The sequence below is a fragment of the Streptomyces sp. M41 genome (assembly GCF_043673425.1).
Lineage (GTDB): Bacteria > Actinomycetota > Actinomycetes > Streptomycetales > Streptomycetaceae > Streptomyces.
The window spans coordinates 106,305-124,856 of record NZ_JBIMKE010000012.1; the positions used below are offsets into that span (position 1 = coordinate 106,305).

Genomic DNA, 18,552 nt, shown 5'->3' on the forward strand with positions numbered 1-18,552 from the left:
CAAGCCGCCCGGTCCGGCGGGAAAGGGCGAAGGCGCATGACCGCACTGCATCAGCCCGCGCGCGCCGACGGGCCGCTGCGGCCACCGGTGCGCATTCCGTTTCCCGTCGTCGACGAAGTCTCCCGGCACTGTCTTCAGGAGGAGGAGCCGGAGACCGTCCATATCGAGGTGCATCTGCCGGGGCGGCTGGAGCCGGGGCGGTTGCGTGGTGCCTTCGCGGAGGCGTTGCGGCGGCATCCGCGGATCCTGATGCGGGAGGTGCCGGGGCGGTGGTACCGGCGGCGGTACGAGTGGGAGCTGACGGCGGAGCCGGATGTGGAGGTGGTGAGCTTCCCGGCGGCGGAGCGGGACCCGTTGCGCGCGGCGCGGACCCGGGCGCTCACCGAGGCGCCGCCGTTGTCCCTGTCGCCGCCGATCCGGGTGGAGGTGGTGGAAGGGGCGGGGCCGGCCGAGGGCAGCGAGGCGACGGACGCCGTGGGCGTACGGCTCCGCGGGGACGGCGGCCCGCAGCCGCGCGCCGCGCAGGGCACCGTCCTGTTCCTCACCATCAACCACACCGCGCTCGACGGCCCCGCCTGCCTCCGCGTGCTCGCCACCGCCGCCGAGTTGTACGGCGGCCGGGACAACGCGCCCGCGGCCGCACCCACCCGTGCGGGCGAGACCCCGCCGCCGCCCGAGGAGACCCCCTCCAACTGGTCGCCGCCCGCGCGGGTGGCGCCCGGCACCCCCGAGCCCTCCCCCGGGAACGGGCTGCTCGTCACGGAGCTCCCGCTCCCCCACCGGCCCAAGGGCTCCCCGTACACGGTCAACGACCAGCTCATGGTCACCACCGCCCTGACCATCGCCCACTGGAACAAGGAGCACGGCGCCCGGCCCCGCCCCCTGCGCATCACCATGCCCGTCGACGACCGCCCCCGTGACACCACCATGCCCATCGGCAACGGCACCCGGCTCGTGGAAGTCCCCTTCTCCGTGGCGGAGTTGAGCGCGCACGACCCCGGCCACATGCCCGCGCTGCTGCATCGCACGGCCACCCGGACCCGGGCGCTCAAGTCGCTGCCCCGCCCCCAACTCGGCCACGGCGCTTCCCTGCTGACCGCCCCATGGGCGCCCGTTGCCGCCCGTGCCGCGCTCACGCGTGGGCTGCGCAGGGCCGCCGCGCCCTGGACCTCGACGACCCTGCTCAGCAACATCGGCCGTATCCCGTACGCCCTGGACTTCGGTGAGGACGCCGGACGCGCGCACGCGGTGTGGTTCTCCGCGCCCGCCCGGATGCCCCGGGGCCTGACCGTCACCACCGCCTCCACCGCGGGCCGCCTGCACCTGGCCCTGCGCTGGTCGCGCGCCCTGCTCAGCCACGGCGACGGCGCCCACCTGCGGGACCTCTTCGAGCACTACCTGCACACCACGGAGGTGACCCCGTGACGACCGCCCCGGCGAAACCGCCCGCGCTGCGCGACTTCTACGAGAACCCCGCCGTCCCCGTCGCCTCCGGCACCCCCCGCAGCCGCCGCCAGGCCCGCATGCTCGCCGAGGCCCTGGGACCGGCGGGCGAGGGCCGTGCCCGTACGGTCGTCGACATCGGCTGCGGCGACGGGACCGCCGCGGCCACCGCCGCCCCCTATCTGCGCGGCCACCGCATCATCGGCATCGACTGGTCCCAGGACGCCCTGCGCCGGGCCCGCACCCGGATCCCGTACGCCGTCCGCGGCGAACTCACCGACGGCGGGCTGCCCCTGAGGGCCGGCTCCGCCGACGCCGTGCTGTTCAGCGAGGTGATCGAGCACCTGGTCGACCCGGACGCCGCCCTGGACGAGATACACCGGGTCCTGCGCCCCGGCGGTCACCTCATGCTGTCCACCCCGAACCTGGCCGCCTGGTACAACCGCGGACTGCTGCTGGCCGGGGTCCAGCCGGTGTTCTCGGAGGTCAGTCTGCGCGCGATCCACGGCCGGCCCGGGCGGGAGGTGGTGGGGCATCTGCGGCTCTACACCGCCCGTGCGCTGCGGGAGTTCGTGGCCGCGTCCGGCTTCGAGGTCGTACGGCTCGCGGGCGCGCCCTTCCACGGCGTGCCGCGTCCGCTGCGCGCCCTGGACCGGCTGGCCTGTGCCAGACCCCCGCTCGCGTCGATCCTGCTGCTGCACGCGCGACGGACCTAGGGGGCGGGACCATGTGGTGGGGAGTGGCCGCGGCTCTGCTGGCGAACACCCTGTACAGCCTCGGTTTCGTCCTGGAGAAACGGGCGCTCACCGCACTCCCGGAGGTCACCGTCCGCCGGCCCGCCCGGCTGCTGCGGCTGGTGCTCGGCAGCCCGCTGTGGATCGGCGGCTCGCTCGCCCTCGCCGCCGGTTTCGGGGCCCAGCTCGTCGTCTACCGCACCCTGCCGATCGCCGCCGCGCAGGGCATCTTCGTCTCCGGGCTGGTCCTGCTGGTGCTGCTCTCGGCCCGGCTGCTGGGCGAGCGGACCAGCGGGCGCGAGCGGTACGCGCTCGGCGCGATCCTCGCCGCGCTGCTGATGGTCGTGCTGTCGCTGCGCGAGGGACCGGACGGAGGGGACACCGTCGGCCGGGCCGCGCCCTATCCGCTGATCCTGCTGGTGTGCGTGCCCTCGCTGGCGATGGGCGTATGGCTGTACAACTCCGCCGAACGCCGGGCCCGGCACCGGCACCGGCTGCCGACGACCGGCGTCGAGTACGGCGTGGCCGTGGGGCTGCTGTACGGGGTCAGCTCCCTGGCCATCAAGGGGGTGTCGGGCTATCTGACGGCGAGCGGGATCGGCGAGGCGCTCCTCGGCCTGCTGCGCTCCCCGTACCCGTATCTCCTGCTGTTCACCGGCGCGTTCGGGCTCGTCATGTCGCAGGCGGCGCTGCAACGCTGCCGGGCCTCGCTGATCGTGCCGGTGTGCACGACGGTGACCAGCCTGTACACGGCCGTCATCGGCACGCTGTCGTTCGGCGAGACGCTGCCCGAGGACCCGCTGCGGCTGGCGCTGCGCGTGGTGGGCACGGCGCTCGCCGTCACCGTACTGCTGTCGATGCCGCGCCACGAGCCGCCGGCCCCGCGGCCCGCACAACCACCCGTTGAAGCCAAGGAGTTGACCCCACCATGAACCCCGACGACCCGCTGTTGCAGATCCTGGCCTGTCCCCTCGACAAGGGTCCGCTGCACCTGGTGACACCGGACGGACCGGCCCGGCCGGAAGGGCCGGACGCCGCCGAGGAGGCGGCCGAGGCGCTCTACAACCCGCGCCTGCACCGCCGCTATCCGATCGTGGACGGCATCCCCCAACTGCTGCCGGCCTCCGGCGAGCAGGTCTCCGACGACGAACACGAGGAACTCCTCAAACGGATGGTTCCATGACTCTGACCGCGAGCATCGCCCCGCTGCTGCCCACCCGCCTGGTCGCCGCCGTCGCCCGGGCCGTGTACCCGCGCTTCGAGCCGGAGCTGGCCCGGCTGGCGGAGCTGTGTCCCGCCGGGTGCGGGACGGCCGTGGACGTCGGCGGATGGTACGGCCCGTGGACGCGACGGCTGGCGCGGCGGGCCCGCCGGGTGGTGACCGTGGAACCGGTCCCCCACCTCGCCCGTCTGCTCGCCGCGACGGCCCCGCCCAACGTCCGGGTGGTGCAGGCGGCGGCGGCCGAGCGCCCCGGCGCGGCCCGGCTCTGGCTGCCGCCGCACGACGCGGGCGACCGGGGCGTGTCCTCCCTGGTCCGCCGGAACATCCATGCCTCGGCGCTCCCGGTCAGCTGTGTCACCCTCGACGAACTCGGCCTCAAGGAGGTCGGCTTCGTCAAGGTCGACGTGGACGGCAGCGAGCTCGCGGTGCTGCGCGGCGCGACCGGCATCCTGGCGCGCGACCGGCCGGCTCTCTTCATCGAGCTGGAGTCCCGTATCCAGCCGATAGCCCCGGTGGTGACCTACCTCTCCCTGCTCGGCTACGACGGCTGGGTCCTGCCCGGCCGGGACTGGGTGCCGCTGAGCCGCTTCCCGCTGGAGACCCACCAGGCGCAGACCTCGTACGTCGTCACCCAGGGCCTGCTGCGCCGGGTGCTGCCCTTCGGGGGACCGCGGTACGTCAACTCGGTGCTCTTTCTCCCCGACGGCCGCCGCCCGGTCGGCGACGATGGATCGCATGCCTTCCGGAACGCACCCCGCTAGCCCGTTCACCCCGCTCCACTTCCAGCTGGTGCTGCTGCGCCGCATGGCCGACCACAACCCGGACCTGGTGGAGGACGCCCGGCGGGCCCTCGGTGTGTCCCTCGCCGAGATGCGCGAGGCGAACAAGCGCTGGCAGGCGATGGTGCGTTCACCGCGGTCCCGTGCCGCCGCCACCCGGTACCGCTCGGTGCTGGGCAAGCCCGAGACGGTCCTCTCCCGCAAGGTCGGCGACCTGGAGTGCGAGGCCTGGCTGTGGCCGGTCCCGCTCTGGCCCTCCTTGCGCTTCGAGGCGCTGCTCGCCCCGAACGGCGCCGTGTGGAACGAGTGGCTGGTCCGCGCCCCCGGCGCCCCCGCGCCCGAGCTGCGCACTCTCAGCGACCTCACCCCCTGGTCCTGCACGGTCGACGAGGCGGCCCGCGCCTTCGCCCCCGCCCGCCCCCTGGAGGGCACGGCCCCGACCCGCTGGGGCCTGGCCTTCACGGCACCGGACGAGGCGGGCGTACGGCGGGATGTGGTGGCCGAGTTCACTTGGGGGTTGTTGCAGCGGGTGGCGGTCACCGGGTAGTCCACCGTCCTGGGGGACTCGCACGGTCCACCGGTGGATCATCGGCGTCCGTCACCGGCGTCCGTCACCGGCCTCCGTCCGAGCCGCGGACGATCGCGCTGACCTCGGCACGCAGCAGTGCCGCCTCCCGGGCGCGGCCGACCGCGTCGAGGCGGATGGACAGGGTGTTGACACTGCGGGCCAGGTGCCGGCGGTATCCGTCGGGGTCGGCGGCGAACAGCTTGCGGTAGTGCTCGACGGCCTCGCGGGCCGCGTCGATGGCCCTCGGCCGGCCGGCGCCGTGCAGGTCCAGGGCCCAGGACCACATCTCCAGGGCGTCCGCCAGGTCGGCGCGGTGCAGGCCCGGCTGCTCGCCCTCCAGCTCCCGGTAGTGGCCGACCGCCTCGGCCGCCGCCGCCACCGCCTCGGCGTACCGGCGCAGAGTGCCCTGCCACAGCGCCAGGTTGCGCAGGGTGCGGGCGAGCGACAGACGCAGGTCGGCAGCGCCTGAGGCGACGAGTTCGGTGTAGACGGAGACGGCCTCGCGGGCGGTCAGCATCGCCCGGTCGGTACGGCCCAGGTCCGCGAGGCTGACGGCCAGGCAGTTGAGGCTCTCGGCGAACTGCGCGCGATGCGCCACGGGGAGCGGCGACGCCGGCTCCCGGCGCATGCTCACGCACTCGGTGATGGTCGCGAGCGCCGCCTCGGGATACCGCGCGGCACGCTCCCAGTACCAGCGCACATGCAGGCTGCGGGCCAGTTCGGCCCGGGCATCCGGATCGGACGCGGCCTGTTCCCGCCGGACGGCGGCGGCCGAGACGGCGGCCTGGAGGGCTTCGTACGCCATGCCCGCCTTGCCGTACCGGTTGGCGAGCCCGGTCAGGCTCACCGCCAGCGCCGGACGGTGGGTGAGCGGGTCCTCGACGGCCAGCCGGCGGAACAGGTCGGTGGCCTCGGCGGCGGCGTCCAACGCGGCCCGGTGCTCACCGCCGCCGTGCAGGACGAGCGACCACAGATGGAGGCTCTCGGCCAGCCGGGGCCGCCGGTCGGGCCGGCCGCGGGTCGCCTGCCGGTGCAGGGCCACGCACTCCTCGGCGGCCGGCCTTGCTTCCGCCCAGCGGTACGCCTCGGCAAGCCGGCTCGCGAGCCCGTACAGCGACGAGCCGAGGGCCGGCAGGGCGCTGCCGGGCAGCCGGCCGGTGAGGGGGCGCAGCAGGGCGATGGCCCGCCGGTGTGCGTCGGCGGCTTCGGCGCGCCGGCCGGCCGCGGCGAGCCGCTCCGCCAGGACGTCGAGGGCGACGGCGGCTTCGACACCTCGCTCGGGGCCGAGCAGCAGCATGTTGGTCACCGCGCGGTCCCGGTCCTCGGCGGCGGTGCCGACCTCGCCGATCACCTCATTGAGGAACGCGGCGGCCTCGTGCGCGTACGCCTCCCCGAACTCGGCCGGGTTCAGGCCGGCCGGGAAGTCCCGCAGCGCGTAACGGGGGTTGGGCAGCAGCGCGCGGGGCACGCCGTTGGCGAAGCTTCTCGGGGTCGAGGGGTACTGGCCCGGCCAGTCCGCGGCGACGGCGCGCATGAGTTCGCCGCCGGTGATGAACCTCTCCCGCGGCGACCAGCCCCACCCCTGCGCCCCCTCGTCCGGGCCGCGCCGCAGCAGCCGTAGCAGCCACGACACGAACAGTTTGTCCCAGCCGGTGTCATGGGGCACCAGTGCGGCGACCTGGCCCGCCCAGCTCGCCGTCCGCAGTTCCATGGGCGGCGGCCCGAAGCCCCAGTCGAGGCCGCTGCCGGGCGGCCGGACATGGTCGAGCAGCACGAGGACCTGGTCGGCGGCGGAGGCGGTGGCGAGACGGAAGAGCGCCTCGGCGGGCAGGAGGGTGTCGGGCCGGTCGGGATCGCTGTCGCGGAAGGCGAGCCGGGGACCGCCCTGGCCGGGCAGGGCGTATCCGCGGACGTACACGACGAGCGGGCCGTCGTGGGGGCGCTCCGACAGCCGTCGCAGCCGCTCGACGACGGCCGCGAGGGACGGGTCGGTCAGGTACTCCTTGGCGTAGGTGTCGCCGAGGGCGGCCCCCACCTCGCGGGACAGGCCGGCCGTGTGGTCCAGCGAGGGCAGGCGCTCATCGGTGTACCGCGCCATCGAGATCCCGAGGAACCGTCCGGCCGGTCCGGCGCCGGGCGCCGGCGCGGGCCGCTCCGGGATCTGGAACAGCTGCCCGCGCGCATTGCGCAGCACGACCGGTCCAGGACCGGCGTACACCCGGATCTGCCAGGTCGACGGGACGGACAGGTCCTGGTCCTTCGCACGGGCGCCGCCGGCCACGAGGGTCAGCACACGGGGGGACGTGTCGGGGAGGGGGAGGGCGTAGGTGCCCGGCGGCATACCGGGGAGGGCGTCCGGGTCGACCGCCCGGCCGTCGATCTCCAGCTCGTCGCCGTCGCGGCGTACGGTGACGCGGACGTCGTCCAGGACACGGGCGAGGTCGCCCAGCCGCCGGGCGGACAGCGGCACCCGTTCCCTGCCGAACGGGAAGCGGCGGGCCGGGAAGCGGGAGCGCGCCGTCTGGGCGAGCTGCCAGCCCATCGGCGAGTCCCGTACGGCCTGGGGGAACCGGTCCCAGGCCGCGGCCCACCACGTCAGGACGCCCTCGCGGTTCTCCTGGGTGATCGCCTTGAACGCCCGAGCGAGGGCGGCGTCGATCTCGCCGACTCGCCCGGCCACGGCGAGCCAGGTGACCTGCTCCTCCAGCAGCAGCGCCGGGGACAGGTCGGCGTGCACCCGCTGGATGATGCGCCACAGGGAATGCACCGGGGCGTCCTGCGGCTGGTGCTTCAGCCGGCGCCGCAACAGCCTTTGCAGCCGGTGCCGTTCGGCGTCGTCGAAGACGAGGCCGCCGTGCCCCCTGGACCGGACGAGTTCGCCGAACCAGAGCTCGGACTCGCTCTCCACACCGAGCCGCGGGAACAGTCCCAGCCGCACCGCCCGGATCAGCTCGGGCTCCACCCGCACCGCCACGCTGAGGGCGCTCGCCAGGTCCTCGGCCGAATCCGTGCCGTCGTCCTCGGCGGTCACGGCCGTCGGCCCACCAGGGCGGCGACCGTGCTCACCGTCGTCGTGCGGTCCCAGGTCAGGGCGGACAGCAGCCGGGCCAGTTCGGCCGGGACCCGGTCGACCGGATACGGCACGAGGGCCAGCGCGGTGCAGCCGGCCCGGACGATCTCGTCGAGCACGTCGTACCACTCGGCGACCGAGGCGCGCCGCCGGTGCGGAAACGGACCGCCCACACCGAGGTCGGAGACGAGGAGGACGCGGGTTCCCTGGCTGGGTGTCCGGTACGGCTGCCAGGTGCCCCGCCCGCCCGGACCCACTCCGCGGGCCGGGACGTCGGCGAAGTAGCGGACCTGGGTGAGTTCGGCGCCGACCAGGCCCGTGATCTGGCGCACGAGTTCGCGCTGGTCGCGTCGGTAGGGCTGCATCGCCTCACCCATGTCGACGAGCACCTGCACACCGAAACGGAGGGTGGGGCGGGGCGCCCGGGGCAGCCGGGTCGGGGGAATGCCGCGGGCGAAGAAGTCGACGAGGGCTTCGATGTCCGGTTCGCCGTCGTCGCGGACAGGCGTGGTCAGCGCGGCGTTGAGGATCGCGGCCGAGGAGCGTGTGGTGAGCAGCGGCTCCAGCGGGGGCCGGACGCGCAGATGCCGTTCGGTCACCTCGTCGAGGGAATCCACCAGAGCCCAGTCGGTGACGTCCGGGTCGTCGTGTCCGACGGGCTCCAGGACCGGCACCTCGGGCAGCCGGGTCGGAGCGCCGGGTGAGAGGCGGTCGGTGTGCGCGGGCGGAGGCGGGGAGGCGGGCGGAGGCTGGGACGGAGGCGGCGGCGGCAACGGCGGGGCTTCGAGGGGGTTGCCGGTGGCGGCCCGGTGGCGAGCGGACGAAACGTGGGCAAGGTCGTCGTCCGGGGCGACCGCGGCGGGTGCCGCCGGGCAGGAGGCCGGTTCGGGGCGCGGTGCGGGCGTGAGGTCCGGCGCACCGAAACCCAGCAGCCGGGCGACATCGCGCCGCACGTCGGGATCGTCACCCACCGCGTCCAACGCCCGCACCCAGTCGGCCACCCAGATCTCGGCCACCCGCTCCGTCATGGCATGTAGTCCTGCTTCAGCAGGGCCATCCGGTGCAGGGCCTGCCAGCGCGGATCATCGTCGTCGACCCTGATGCCACGTTCCCGGCAGGCATGGAAGGCGTCGAGGAACTCGGCGGTGCTCGGCTTGCGCTGCGCCCTGCGTTCCGCCTTCTTCCGCAACTCCTCCACGGCGTCGGCCAGTTGCCGGGCGAGGGCCTCGTCCTCCGGCCTGAACCGGTCGGCACCTACATGGGCTCGGGCCACGTTCACCAGCTCGCGCGGGTTGGGGTGTTCCAGCTTGACCACGAGACAGCGTCTGAGGAACGCCTCGGGCAGTTCGCGCTGCTCGTTGGTGGTGATGACCACGAGCGCCTCGGTACGGTCCTCGGGTTCGATCTTCTTCCCGGTCTGGGACAGGGTGAAGCAGCGCGACCCGAGCGGCACCAGCAGCCCGTTGGGCAGCTCGGGATCGGCTTTGTCGATCTCGTCGATCAGCACGACCGACTGGGTGCGCAGCCTGACGCCGTCCAGTGCCTCGGTCCCCCGGAGGGGTTCCGTCCAGGCGTGCTGGGCCCGGGCGCGCAGGGTGTGGGCGCGCGCCGAGCGGGGCGCGAACGCCCTCCACAGCACTCCGGGTTCCACATAGGTGTCGATGGGCTTGAGCCGCTGGGCCTGGGCGTCGGCGAGCCGCAGCACATGGTCGAAGGACCACAGCAGGTCCGGAGCCTGGGTACGTGAGGTCACCACGTGCTCGTGGTACGCCCATCCACGCTCGTGTGCCACGTGCGCGGCGAACGACGACTTGCCGGAGCCCGGGTCACCGCGCAGCAGCAACGGCCGTCCGGTGGCCAGCGCCACCTCGACGGCGATGTGGAGGTCGCCGCGTACGACGTACGCGCGGCCGTCGGGCCGGTCCGGTGCGGTGGGGTGTGCGGGAGATGCCGCGCGGGTCACTGCGACCTTTCCTTTCCCATGTCTGAGCGGCGGGCGAAGATGCGTTTCAGCGTCTTCACCGTCCGCGCCACGCCGTCCTCGGTCCCGGGCGGCACCGCGATGTGTAGCGTGCGGCAGGGCTGTTCGCCCAGGCCCGCGGGGTCGGCGTCACCCATGAGGACGACGACGTTCAGCCGGTCGAAGTCCTCGATCAGCCGGCGGACGAGTTGCCCGACGACGTCCGGCTCGGCGCCGCGCGGGTCGATGACGAGGAAGAGCACCTCGTCGTCGGGGGGCTCGGTGTCGATGTCACCCCCGTACAGTTCCTCGACGGCCGGCTCGCACAGGGCCAGGTACTCCGCGAGTTGGGCCTCTCCGGCCGTCAACGCGACCGTCTGGACCCAGTAGTCGTCCGAGAAGCAGAAGGCCCGTTCGATGTGCTGTACGGCGGTGTCCGGGTGCTCGCCGCCGAGGGTGACGACGACCTGCTCGTCCTCCGGGATCAGCCGGCGTACGGCCGACGGATCGATCCAGGTGGGCACCGCCAGGTGGATCAGCCCTTCGAGGCGGCCCTGGTCCAGGTAGAAGGAGACTTCCCTGACGGCCTTCGGCACACGCGGCGTGGGCACTTGGTCGAGGAACTGGTGCGCGATGAACCGGCGCCCCTCCATGGCGGTGGGGAAAGGGCAGTCACGGCCGACGAGTCTGTCGGCCATCTGCCGCAGCGGGAACTCCTGCTGCACCACGTCGAGACAGTGCTCGATCTTGGCTGTCATGGACTTCATCGCCGAGTTGTCCACACGCACCCGCATGTCGCCCAGAGCCTCGACGATCCGGTCGACGACGTCCTCCTCGGACTCCCCGGGCCGCTGGGTGATCAGCTGCGGGGTGCTCAGCTGGGATATCGACGTGCCCCGCAGGTCCCGCGGCTCAAGTCCGCCCAGCAGTACGGGCAGGACGGTGAGGGGAGCTCCGAGGTCGCGACGCCACAACAGGATGTCGACCTCGCGCCTGAGCCAGTCCTTGTCCATCCCGCCCCGGGTCACCAGGAAGACGGCGACATCGCACTCGGCCATCCAGACGAAGAGGGTCGGCCGCCAGGCGACCCCGGGCGGCAGCAGGTCGTCGACCCGGACGTCCCACTCGAAACCCTTCAGCCGTTCGACGAGTCTTGCCCGCACCAAATCGGCGCTCGCCTGCTCCGCTTCGGTCTTCGACCTGCCATGACTGATAAAGGTGATCGCCATCGACGACTGACCGTCCCTACCGCGCATGCCCTGTGGGAGGCAAGACCTTGGCAGGCAACCAGTACGGCGGTCAAATCAGCCTCTTTGTCGATGAAGTGACAGGGCTTATGTCGTCTTTATGACGGGAGTTCAGATCGCATTCACGTGTTCGGGGCCCGCGGGACGGACATCCTTCCGGGTGACAGGGACCACGCGTCGAGTGGACGCGGCCGGTCGGGAGACGGGGGGAAGCGCGAGGCATGGAGCCGTCCGCCGGGGCACGCCCCGTCATCGCGATCGTCGGCAGCGTCGAGACAGGCCCCTCGTACACGCCCGCCCTGAAGCGGCCCGAGGACGCCCCGGCCGCCTGCCGCGAACTGGGACGCCGACTGGCCCTCGCGGGCTACGACCTGGCGGTGTTCTCAGCGAAGCGCAAGTACGTGGAGTACGACGTCGTCCAGGGATACGCACAGGCAACCGAAGGCGCAGGCACGGTGTTCCTGCATGTACCCCGGCACCGGGACCATGACTTCGGGCTGCCGGAGGGCAGTTCGGCCGAGGTGCGCGTGGTCCGGGACACCGGGCCGGAGTGGGAGGTCTCCTTCTATCGCACGCTGCTGTCCTGCGACGCGGCGCTGTTCGTCGGCGGCCGTCAGTCGACCCGGGTGGCCGGGGTGATCGCCATGGCGCAGCGCATCCCGATGCTTCCCGTCGCCGCGTTCGGGGGCGGCGCGAGCCAGGTGTGGGCCAACCTGGACAAGGTCCGCAACGACACGACCGACGACGACATCGTCCTGCTGGGGCAGGACTGGCGGGCCGACTCCGCCCGCCGGCTCGTGCGCTGTCTGGACGAGCAGCGGCTGCGTCGCGCCGAGTGGCTGCGCGAGAGCGAGCGCACCGCGCGCCGGTCCCTGCTCACCGCCGGTCTGGGCACGGTCGTGGCCCTGCTGCTGCTCCTGTGCTCCCTGCTGGGCTTCGTACTCGCCGGCGACCCCGGCCCGGCGACCGGCCGCCGGCTGGGGGTGCTGGTGGTGACGCCGCTGATCGCGGCGATGGCGGGGGCGGTGATCCGCAGCTCGTTCGAGACCGTCGATCAGTGGCCGAGGGCGGCGGTTCGGGGGCTGGGGGCCGGGGTCGTCTCGGTCCTGCTGTACGTGGCGTCCCAGCTGCTCACGGTGCCCTCCCTGCTCGACGAACTCGATGTGCGCAGGCTGCTGTTCTTCACCCTGCCCCTGGGTTTCAGCGCCGGCTTCACCTTCGACCTGGTCTTCGAACGCCTGCGTTCAGGAGCGGCCCCCGATACACCGCCCCTGCCGGGCGGACACCCTCCGCCGCAGGGGCCGGCCGACCGCCCGTGACCGTGACACGGGGACGGGCGGTACAAGGTGATCGACGGGTACCGAACGCCTTCCTCCCGTCGATCACCGCCCCGCAGCCGCCAGGATCGCCTCCACCACCCCCCGCACCGACCCGGGGTGCAGGGACAGGAAGAGGTTCGGCTCGACCAGTTCCAGCTCCATGACCCGCGGCTGCCCGTCCTCCCCGTCGACCAGGTCCACGCGCGCGTACAGCAGCTCCGGGGCCTGCGGTACGGCGGCCAGGGCGCGCTCGGCGACGGTGAGTTCGGCCGGTGTCGGGGTCCAGGGGGTCAGGCCGGGGTGGGCGACCTTGCGCTGGTCATAGGGCGTTCCGGGAGTGAGGACGGCGCCCTTGCGGCTGGCGTGCAGCAGCCGCCCGCCGAAGAACTGGAGCGCCCGCTCCCCAGCGACGTCGATGCTGCGCACATAGGGCTGCACCATCGCGGTGAACCCCTCCACGTGCATGCGCGCGAGCTGTCGTACGGCCCTCTCGTGCTCGTCGGGTGTGTACCGGGCGGCGAACCGCGCGCCCGCGCCCGAGGTGGGTTTGACGACGTACTCGGTGTCGTCCGGGAGGTCGACGGTGTCCCCGGGTGCGAAGTACCGGGTCGGCACGACGGGCACCCCCGCGGCGGCGAGATCGCCGAGGTAGCGCTTGTCGGCGTTCCAGCGGACCACCTCGGCGGGGTTCGCGAGCCGGGTGGCCTTGCCGCACCGCTCCGCCCAGGCCAGGAATTGTGCCGCGCGCCAGCTGTAGTCCCAGGTGGAGCGGATCACGGCGAGGTCGTAGCCGCCCCAGTCGACGGTGTCGTCGTCCCAGTACACGCAGTCCGCCTCGGCCCCGGCCCGCCGCAGGGCCGCCACCAGCACCGGGAGGTCGTGGTCGACGCTGACCTCGGGGCCGGGGCGGCAGGTGACGAGCGCGGTGCGGGGCACGGCGGATCCTCCCTTGGCGACGCGACGCTGTTGCGTGCGCAGGCTAACAAGCGCCCGCGGAACCGGCGCCGGCCGCTCGGCCTTCCCCCTCGGTGAGTGTTTCTTCCGGCAGCGGATGGTGTACGGAGGGAACGTGGTGGCGGTGGTGCCCGCGGTGGCCCGACCGGTGACGGTCGTGCCGGGTGGGGGGACAGGCGCCGGTGGGCCACGACAGTCGGTGTCCGCACAACAGTCAAGGAGTACGACGCGTGTCCTCTCTCTTCCCGGCCCTGACGGACGCTCCGGCGAAGCGGGCCGCCCTGCGCTTCGGCGACCGCTCGCTGACGTACGGCGAGCTCGGCGCCGCCGCCGGCGCCCTCGCGGCACGGATCGGCGCGGCGGGCAGGGTGGCCGTCTGGGCGACGCCGGCGCTGGAGACCGCCGTGGCGGTGGTCGCGGCGCTGGAGGCCGGCGTCGCCGCCGTACCGCTCAACCCGAAGTCCGGGGAGAAGGAGCTCGGGCACATCCTGTCCGACTGTGCGCCGTCGGCGGTGCTGGCCGCGACAGGGGACGAACTGCCCTCCGCGCTGGCCCACTTGGAGCGCATCGATGTCGATGTGCGCGACACGGCTCCGCTTCCCGGCCCGCGGGTGTCCGACGAGGACCCCGCCCTGATCGTGTACACCTCCGGCACCACCGGCCCGCCCAAGGGCGCCGTCATCCCGCGCCGGGCCGTCGCCCACACCCTGGACGCGCTCGCCGACGCCTGGCAGTGGACCGGCGACGACGTCCTCGTGCACGGCCTGCCCCTGTTCCATGTGCACGGACTGGTCCTCGGCATCCTCGGCCCGCTGCGCCGCGGCGGCTCGGTACGCCATCTGGGCCGGTTCGGTACGCAGGGGGTCGCGCGGGAGCTGAACGGCGGCGCGACCATGCTGTTCGGCGTGCCGACGATGTACCACCGCATCGCCGAGGCCCTCCCCGGTGAGCCGGAGCTGGCGAAGGCGCTGGGCAGGGCCCGGCTGCTGGTCTCGGGGTCGGCCGCGCTGCCGGTGCACGACCACGAGCGGATCACGGCCGCGACCGGACAGCGGGTCGTCGAGCGGTACGGGATGACCGAGACGCTGATGAACACGAGCGTGCGGGCGGACGGCGAGCCACGGGCCGGCACCGTCGGGGTGCCCCTGCCGGGCGTGGAGCTGCGGCTGGTCGAGGAGGACGGGACGCCCCTCGCGTCGTACGACGGCGAGAGCGTGGGCGAGATCCAGGTGCGCGGCCCGAACCTGTTCACCGAGTACCTCAACCGGCCCGACGCCACCGGGGCCGCGTTCACCGAGGACGGCTGGTTCCGCACCGGCGACATGGCGGTGCGTGACCCAGACGGGTACGTCCGGATCGTCGGCCGCAAGGCCACCGACCTGATCAAGAGCGGGGGTTACAAGATCGGGGCAGGCGAGATCGAGAACGCGCTCCTCGAGCATCCCGGGGTGCGCGAGGCCGCCGTCACCGGTGAGCCGGATGCGGATCTCGGGGAGCGGATCGTGGCCTGGGTCGTCGCGGAGGATCCGCAAGCTCCGCCGACGGAACGGGAGTTGGCGGACCATGTGGCCCGGCGTCTCGCCCCGCACAAGCGACCGCGCACCGTCCACTACCTCGCCTCGCTCCCCCGCAACGACATGGGGAAGATCATGAAGCGGGCGCTGAGCCATGACTGAGCGGCGCGCGACCGCCCGGGAGGCCATCGCCCTGCTGGCGGACGAGTTCACCGAACTGCCCTTCCCGATACGGGACCCGGCACCGGACGGCCCCCTCGGCTGGCCGGGTTACGACGCCTCGCGCGCCCGCGCCGCCGAGCGCACCGGCGAGGAGGAGTCGGTGATCTGCGGCACCGCCACCATCGAGGGCACCGAGGCGGTCGTGATCGCCTTCGAGTTCGGCTTCCTCGGCGGCTCGCTGGGCGAGCGCACCGGCGACCGGCTGGAGGCGGCGTACACGTGCGCCCGCGCCCGGCGCCTTCCCGTGGTCCCCCTGGTGGCGACGGGCGGCAGCCGTATGCAGGAGGGCATGCTCGCACTGTCCCAACTCCAGCGGGTGGCCCGCCAGTCGGCGCTCACCCGCGAGGCGGGGCTGCCACAGATCGCGGTCCTGCGGGACCCGACGACCGGCGGCGGCTGGGCCACCCTCGGCGCGGGCGCCGATGTGACCCTCGCGTTGCCCGGCGCCCAGATCGGCTTCGCGGGCTCGCGGGTCCGCCCACCGGAGGCGGATCCGGCGGCGTACACGGCGGAGGCGCAGCTCGCGGCGGGGGCGGTGGACGCGGTGGTAGCGCCGGAGGAGGTACGCGAGGTGCTGGGCCGGTGGCTGCGGCTGCTCACGGCACCGGGCGGCGCACCGGCCCCGCCGCCGCGTGCGCTCGGCGGCACCGCGCCGTCCGCCACCGGCTGGGAGGCGGTCCGGCGGGCCCGCGCGGCCGAACGTCCGCGCGCGCAGGCGTACTTGGCGGACTACTTCGGCGACCGTGTCGCGCTGAGCGGCGACCGCTGCGGGGGTACCGATCCGGACGGGATGCTGTGCGGGTTCGGGGATCACGAGGGACGTACGGTCGCCTACGCCGCCCAGACCGGTGCGGCGACCCGGCCCGCCGGGTACCGCACGGCCACCCGGCTGATCCGTCTCGCGGACCGGCTCGGGATCCCGGTGCTGACCCTGGTGGACACGCCGGGCGCGGCGAACGACGCGGAGGCGGAGCGGCAGGGGGTGGGGGCGGCCATCGCCGAGCTGTTCGGCGCGGTGGCCGCCGCCCGGGTCCCGGTGACGACGCTGGTGATCGGCGAGGGCGGCTCGGGCGGGGCGCTGGCCCTGGCGGCGCCCGGCAACACCTGGGCCACGCCGGACAGCTACTTCTCGGTCATCGCGCCGGAGTCGGCGGCGGCGATCCTGAAACGGCCACCGTGGGAGGCGGAGGCGACGGCGGACCAGCTGCGGCTCCGGCCCCAGGACCTGGCGGAGCTGGGCGTGCTGCGCGTGGTGGGCCAGGAACCCCGCGAGGGACCCTCACGGAAACCGGACGCGGGTGATCGTCGCCCGTGAGTCGCCGCCGGGACGGGCCGCCGCCCGGCCGGGGTCACCGGCGGCGCCCAGAGTGGCGCGGCATGATGCCGCAGCGCGGACGCCGGTCTCTTCCGCGTGCGCGCACCCCGGTGACACCGGCAAGCACCGTCCGTAACAATGGAGTTCGTACAGGTGGCACACCACGGGGGAGCGATCGGCGGTATGGACGGGCTGACGGAGTTCAAGACCGAGGACGGCGCCCTGGTGGTCGTGGAGGGTGTCGAGGAGACCCCGGGCGCCCGGATGGTCTCGCGCGGCGACGGACCGGACCGGGCGACGCGCACGTTCGAGGGCGCGCTGGACGGCGTCCGGGCCGCGGCCGAGTCCGCGCTGCGGGTCTTCCGGGACGGCACGCTGCGGCCGGACGCGGTGGAGCTGGAGTTCGGGGTGAAGCTCAGCGCGGAGGCCGGGGCGGTCATCGCCAAGGGTGCCGCGGAGAGCCATCTGGTGGTGAAGCTCAGCTGGTCACCGGGGCAGGACCGGATCTCCCCGGAGGCCGCCGACCGGTCATGAGCAGCGCTGCCTGGCACGCCCGGATCGCCTGCGGGAACGAGGTGGGCGCGGGCTTCCTGGTCTCCCCCGGCCGTGTGGTCACCTGCGCCCATGTGGTGCGGTGGAGCGACACGTCCGCGGTGACGGTGACCTTCCCCAACGGCGACGAGGCCGGCCCGCTGTCGGCCACCGTCGTCGTCCACGGCGGCTGGGCGGGCGGCGCCGCCGACCCCGGCGACCTGGCCGTACTGGAACTGGAACGCGAAGTCCCGGTGCGGCCGGCCGAGTTCGCCCCGCCCGGCGCCGAACTGGGCGAGCCCGCCCCGACCCTGGTGGCGTACGGCTTCCCCAAGGGCTACGACGAGGGGATGCTCGCCCGCTACCACGCCGTGCCCGGGGCACTGGTCTCGGACGAGTGGCGGCAGCTGGAGGCCGTCACGGCGCACGGGCAGCCGCTGGCCGCCGGGTTCAGCGGCGCGGCGGTGACCCTGGCGGACGGCCGCGTGGTCGGCATGGTGTCGAGCGTCGCGGGCGGCCGGGACCTCAGGGTCGGGCGGATGCTGCCCACCCAGGTCCTCGCCCGCTACTGCCCCGAGCTGGGTGAGCGGATCCCCACCCCCGACCACCGGCCCGACGCCGTGCGGCGGCTGTACACCCTGGTGCGCCGGGCCGTGGACACCGGGCTGGAGTGCGACCCGGACCGGCTGTACGTCGACGCCGTCGGCCCCTTCGGACCGCCGTTGCCGCAGGGCGGCTTCACCTCGCTGGGCGCGGCTGCCGGGTATGTGCAGTGGGAGGTGCCCGGAGCCGAGGCGCTGACCCGGTTCGCCGACCGATTACGGGACCTGATGGACGCACCCCGGGTCCGGTCCGCCACGGGGTCCTCCTGGTCGCCGATCCTGGTGGAGATCGACCACAGCGGCGCCGGCCCCGACCAGGTCACCGTCGCGGTGTCCGCCTACCGCGACGGCCGGCGACGGCGGGTGGGCTCGCGCCGGCTGCCGCGCGCCGCCGTACGGGGGTACGTCCAGCGGTGCATCGACGAGGCGTTCACCCAACTGGCGCCGGACGCGGACGAGTTGATCACGTTCGTGCTGCCGCGCGAGTGGCTGAACGAGCCGGTGGCGCACTGGGAGTGCGGTGCGGACGATCCCACGCCGCTGGGCTGTGCCTATCCGCTCGTCGTCGTGGACCGCTCCCGGCACCGCAGCGGCGGGCTGCGCCATCAGCTGGCCAAGAAGTGGCAGAAGCTGGACGCGCGGCCCGGCGCCCCCCTGCATCGCGTCGAGTGCGACGCCGGGGAACGGCCGCCGAGTCTGCGCAAGCGGCTGCGCGAGGACCGTGCCGACCTGGCCGGCTTCACCTTCCGGCCGGCCACCGGCCCGCACTTCGAGGTCGGCCTGACCACCCCGGTGCCCATCCTGCTGTGGTCGCGCACGGGCTGTACCGACCTCGGCCATGAAGGGCCCTGTTCCGGCGCGGCGTTCCTCGACCGGCTCGCCGCGTCCGTCGCCCGGGTTCCTCCCGGTGAACTGCCGCGGCACATCATGGAGTTGCGGGAGACCGCCGCCGCGGACGACGACCCGGACGGGCACTGGGCCAAGGACGTCCAGTTGCTGTGGGACGACCCGCGCTGCTTCCCCGAGTCCGCCGCCCGCCCGCACTCGCCCGTCCCCTGAGCCGCCCACCGCA

At 73.9% G+C, this 18,552-nt stretch carries 16 protein-coding genes; 11 read left to right on the top strand and 5 right to left on the bottom strand.

The genetic code is table 11. From position 1 onward, the window contains the following. The first annotated feature begins 36 nt into the window (after window positions 1-36). The 6 genes from ACHBTE_RS17500 to ACHBTE_RS17525 are packed head-to-tail and all read left to right on the top strand — an operon-like array spanning window position 37 to window position 4,725. On the top strand, window positions 37-1,425 hold the full coding sequence (locus ACHBTE_RS17500; protein ID WP_394724816.1) for a condensation protein: 1,389 nt from the start codon (window positions 37-39) through the stop codon (window positions 1,423-1,425). After that, complete coding sequence (locus ACHBTE_RS17505; protein WP_394724817.1) at window positions 1,422-2,159, top strand: methyltransferase domain-containing protein; 738 nt, start codon at window positions 1,422-1,424, stop codon at window positions 2,157-2,159. The genes ACHBTE_RS17500 and ACHBTE_RS17505 overlap by 4 nt, the downstream gene beginning before the upstream one ends. A 23-nt stretch (window positions 2,160-2,182) precedes the next feature. Further along, window positions 2,183-3,109 carry a hypothetical protein gene (locus tag ACHBTE_RS17510; RefSeq protein WP_394724881.1) on the top strand — a complete coding sequence of 309 codons (927 nt, stop codon included), beginning with the start codon at window positions 2,183-2,185 and terminating at the stop codon, window positions 3,107-3,109. Further along, window positions 3,106-3,360 carry a Trm112 family protein gene (locus ACHBTE_RS17515; RefSeq protein WP_394724818.1) on the top strand — a complete coding sequence of 85 codons (255 nt, stop codon included), beginning with the start codon at window positions 3,106-3,108 and terminating at the stop codon, window positions 3,358-3,360. The genes ACHBTE_RS17510 and ACHBTE_RS17515 overlap by 4 nt, the downstream gene beginning before the upstream one ends. Then, window positions 3,357-4,160, top strand: a complete 804-nt coding sequence (locus tag ACHBTE_RS17520) for an FkbM family methyltransferase (protein ID WP_394724819.1) — start codon at window positions 3,357-3,359, stop codon at window positions 4,158-4,160. The genes ACHBTE_RS17515 and ACHBTE_RS17520 overlap by 4 nt, the downstream gene beginning before the upstream one ends. Next, on the top strand, window positions 4,126-4,725 hold the full coding sequence (locus ACHBTE_RS17525) for a hypothetical protein (protein WP_394724820.1): 600 nt from the start codon (window positions 4,126-4,128) through the stop codon (window positions 4,723-4,725). Before ACHBTE_RS17520 ends, ACHBTE_RS17525 begins: the two co-directional genes overlap by 35 nt. Window positions 4,726-4,789: 64 nt before the next feature. Here ACHBTE_RS17525 and ACHBTE_RS17530 read toward each other — a convergent pair whose 3' ends face one another. From ACHBTE_RS17530 to ACHBTE_RS17545, 4 genes are read right to left on the bottom strand one after another with little or no spacing between them, the layout of a single operon-like run. After that, window positions 4,790-7,777 carry a hypothetical protein gene (locus tag ACHBTE_RS17530; RefSeq protein WP_394724821.1) on the bottom strand — a complete coding sequence of 996 codons (2,988 nt, stop codon included), beginning with the start codon at window positions 7,775-7,777 and terminating at the stop codon, window positions 4,790-4,792. Further along, window positions 7,774-8,844, bottom strand: coding sequence for a hypothetical protein (locus ACHBTE_RS17535; protein WP_394724822.1), 1,071 nt, complete (start codon window positions 8,842-8,844; stop codon window positions 7,774-7,776). The genes ACHBTE_RS17530 and ACHBTE_RS17535 overlap by 4 nt, the downstream gene beginning before the upstream one ends. Beyond that, window positions 8,841-9,779 carry an AAA family ATPase gene (locus ACHBTE_RS17540; protein WP_394724823.1) on the bottom strand — a complete coding sequence of 313 codons (939 nt, stop codon included), beginning with the start codon at window positions 9,777-9,779 and terminating at the stop codon, window positions 8,841-8,843. The genes ACHBTE_RS17535 and ACHBTE_RS17540 overlap by 4 nt, the downstream gene beginning before the upstream one ends. Next, window positions 9,776-11,005: a hypothetical protein gene (locus ACHBTE_RS17545; protein ID WP_394724824.1), complete on the bottom strand. Its 1,230-nt coding sequence runs from the start codon at window positions 11,003-11,005 to the stop codon at window positions 9,776-9,778. Before ACHBTE_RS17545 ends, ACHBTE_RS17540 begins: the two co-directional genes overlap by 4 nt. A gap of 239 nt (window positions 11,006-11,244) precedes the next feature. Here ACHBTE_RS17545 and ACHBTE_RS17550 point away from each other — a divergent pair, with 239 nt between their 5' ends. Beyond that, window positions 11,245-12,342, top strand: a complete 1,098-nt coding sequence (locus ACHBTE_RS17550) for a hypothetical protein (RefSeq protein WP_394724825.1) — start codon at window positions 11,245-11,247, stop codon at window positions 12,340-12,342. A gap of 63 nt (window positions 12,343-12,405) precedes the next feature. Here ACHBTE_RS17550 and ACHBTE_RS17555 read toward each other — a convergent pair whose 3' ends face one another. Then, window positions 12,406-13,278 (bottom strand): RimK family alpha-L-glutamate ligase, encoded by an 873-nt coding sequence (locus ACHBTE_RS17555; protein ID WP_394724826.1) that lies wholly within the window; start codon window positions 13,276-13,278, stop codon window positions 12,406-12,408. Window positions 13,279-13,526: 248 nt separating this feature from the next. Between ACHBTE_RS17555 and ACHBTE_RS17560 the strand changes: the two genes are divergently transcribed. The 4 genes from ACHBTE_RS17560 (at window position 13,527) to ACHBTE_RS17575 (ending at window position 18,539) form a co-directional block, all read left to right on the top strand. Next, a complete protein-coding gene (locus ACHBTE_RS17560) occupies window positions 13,527-14,972 on the top strand; it encodes an acyl-CoA synthetase (protein ID WP_394724827.1) in 1,446 nt (481 codons plus the stop codon). Continuing rightward, window positions 14,965-16,347, top strand: a complete 1,383-nt coding sequence (locus tag ACHBTE_RS17565) for a carboxyl transferase domain-containing protein (protein ID WP_394724828.1) — start codon at window positions 14,965-14,967, stop codon at window positions 16,345-16,347. The genes ACHBTE_RS17560 and ACHBTE_RS17565 overlap by 8 nt, the downstream gene beginning before the upstream one ends. 183 nt (window positions 16,348-16,530) lie before the next feature. Continuing rightward, on the top strand, window positions 16,531-16,881 hold the full coding sequence (locus ACHBTE_RS17570) for a CU044_2847 family protein (RefSeq protein ID WP_394724882.1): 351 nt from the start codon (window positions 16,531-16,533) through the stop codon (window positions 16,879-16,881). Next, a complete protein-coding gene (locus ACHBTE_RS17575) occupies window positions 16,878-18,539 on the top strand; it encodes a trypsin-like peptidase domain-containing protein (protein ID WP_394724829.1) in 1,662 nt (553 codons plus the stop codon). The genes ACHBTE_RS17570 and ACHBTE_RS17575 overlap by 4 nt, the downstream gene beginning before the upstream one ends. Window positions 18,540-18,552: the final 13 nt, after the last annotated feature.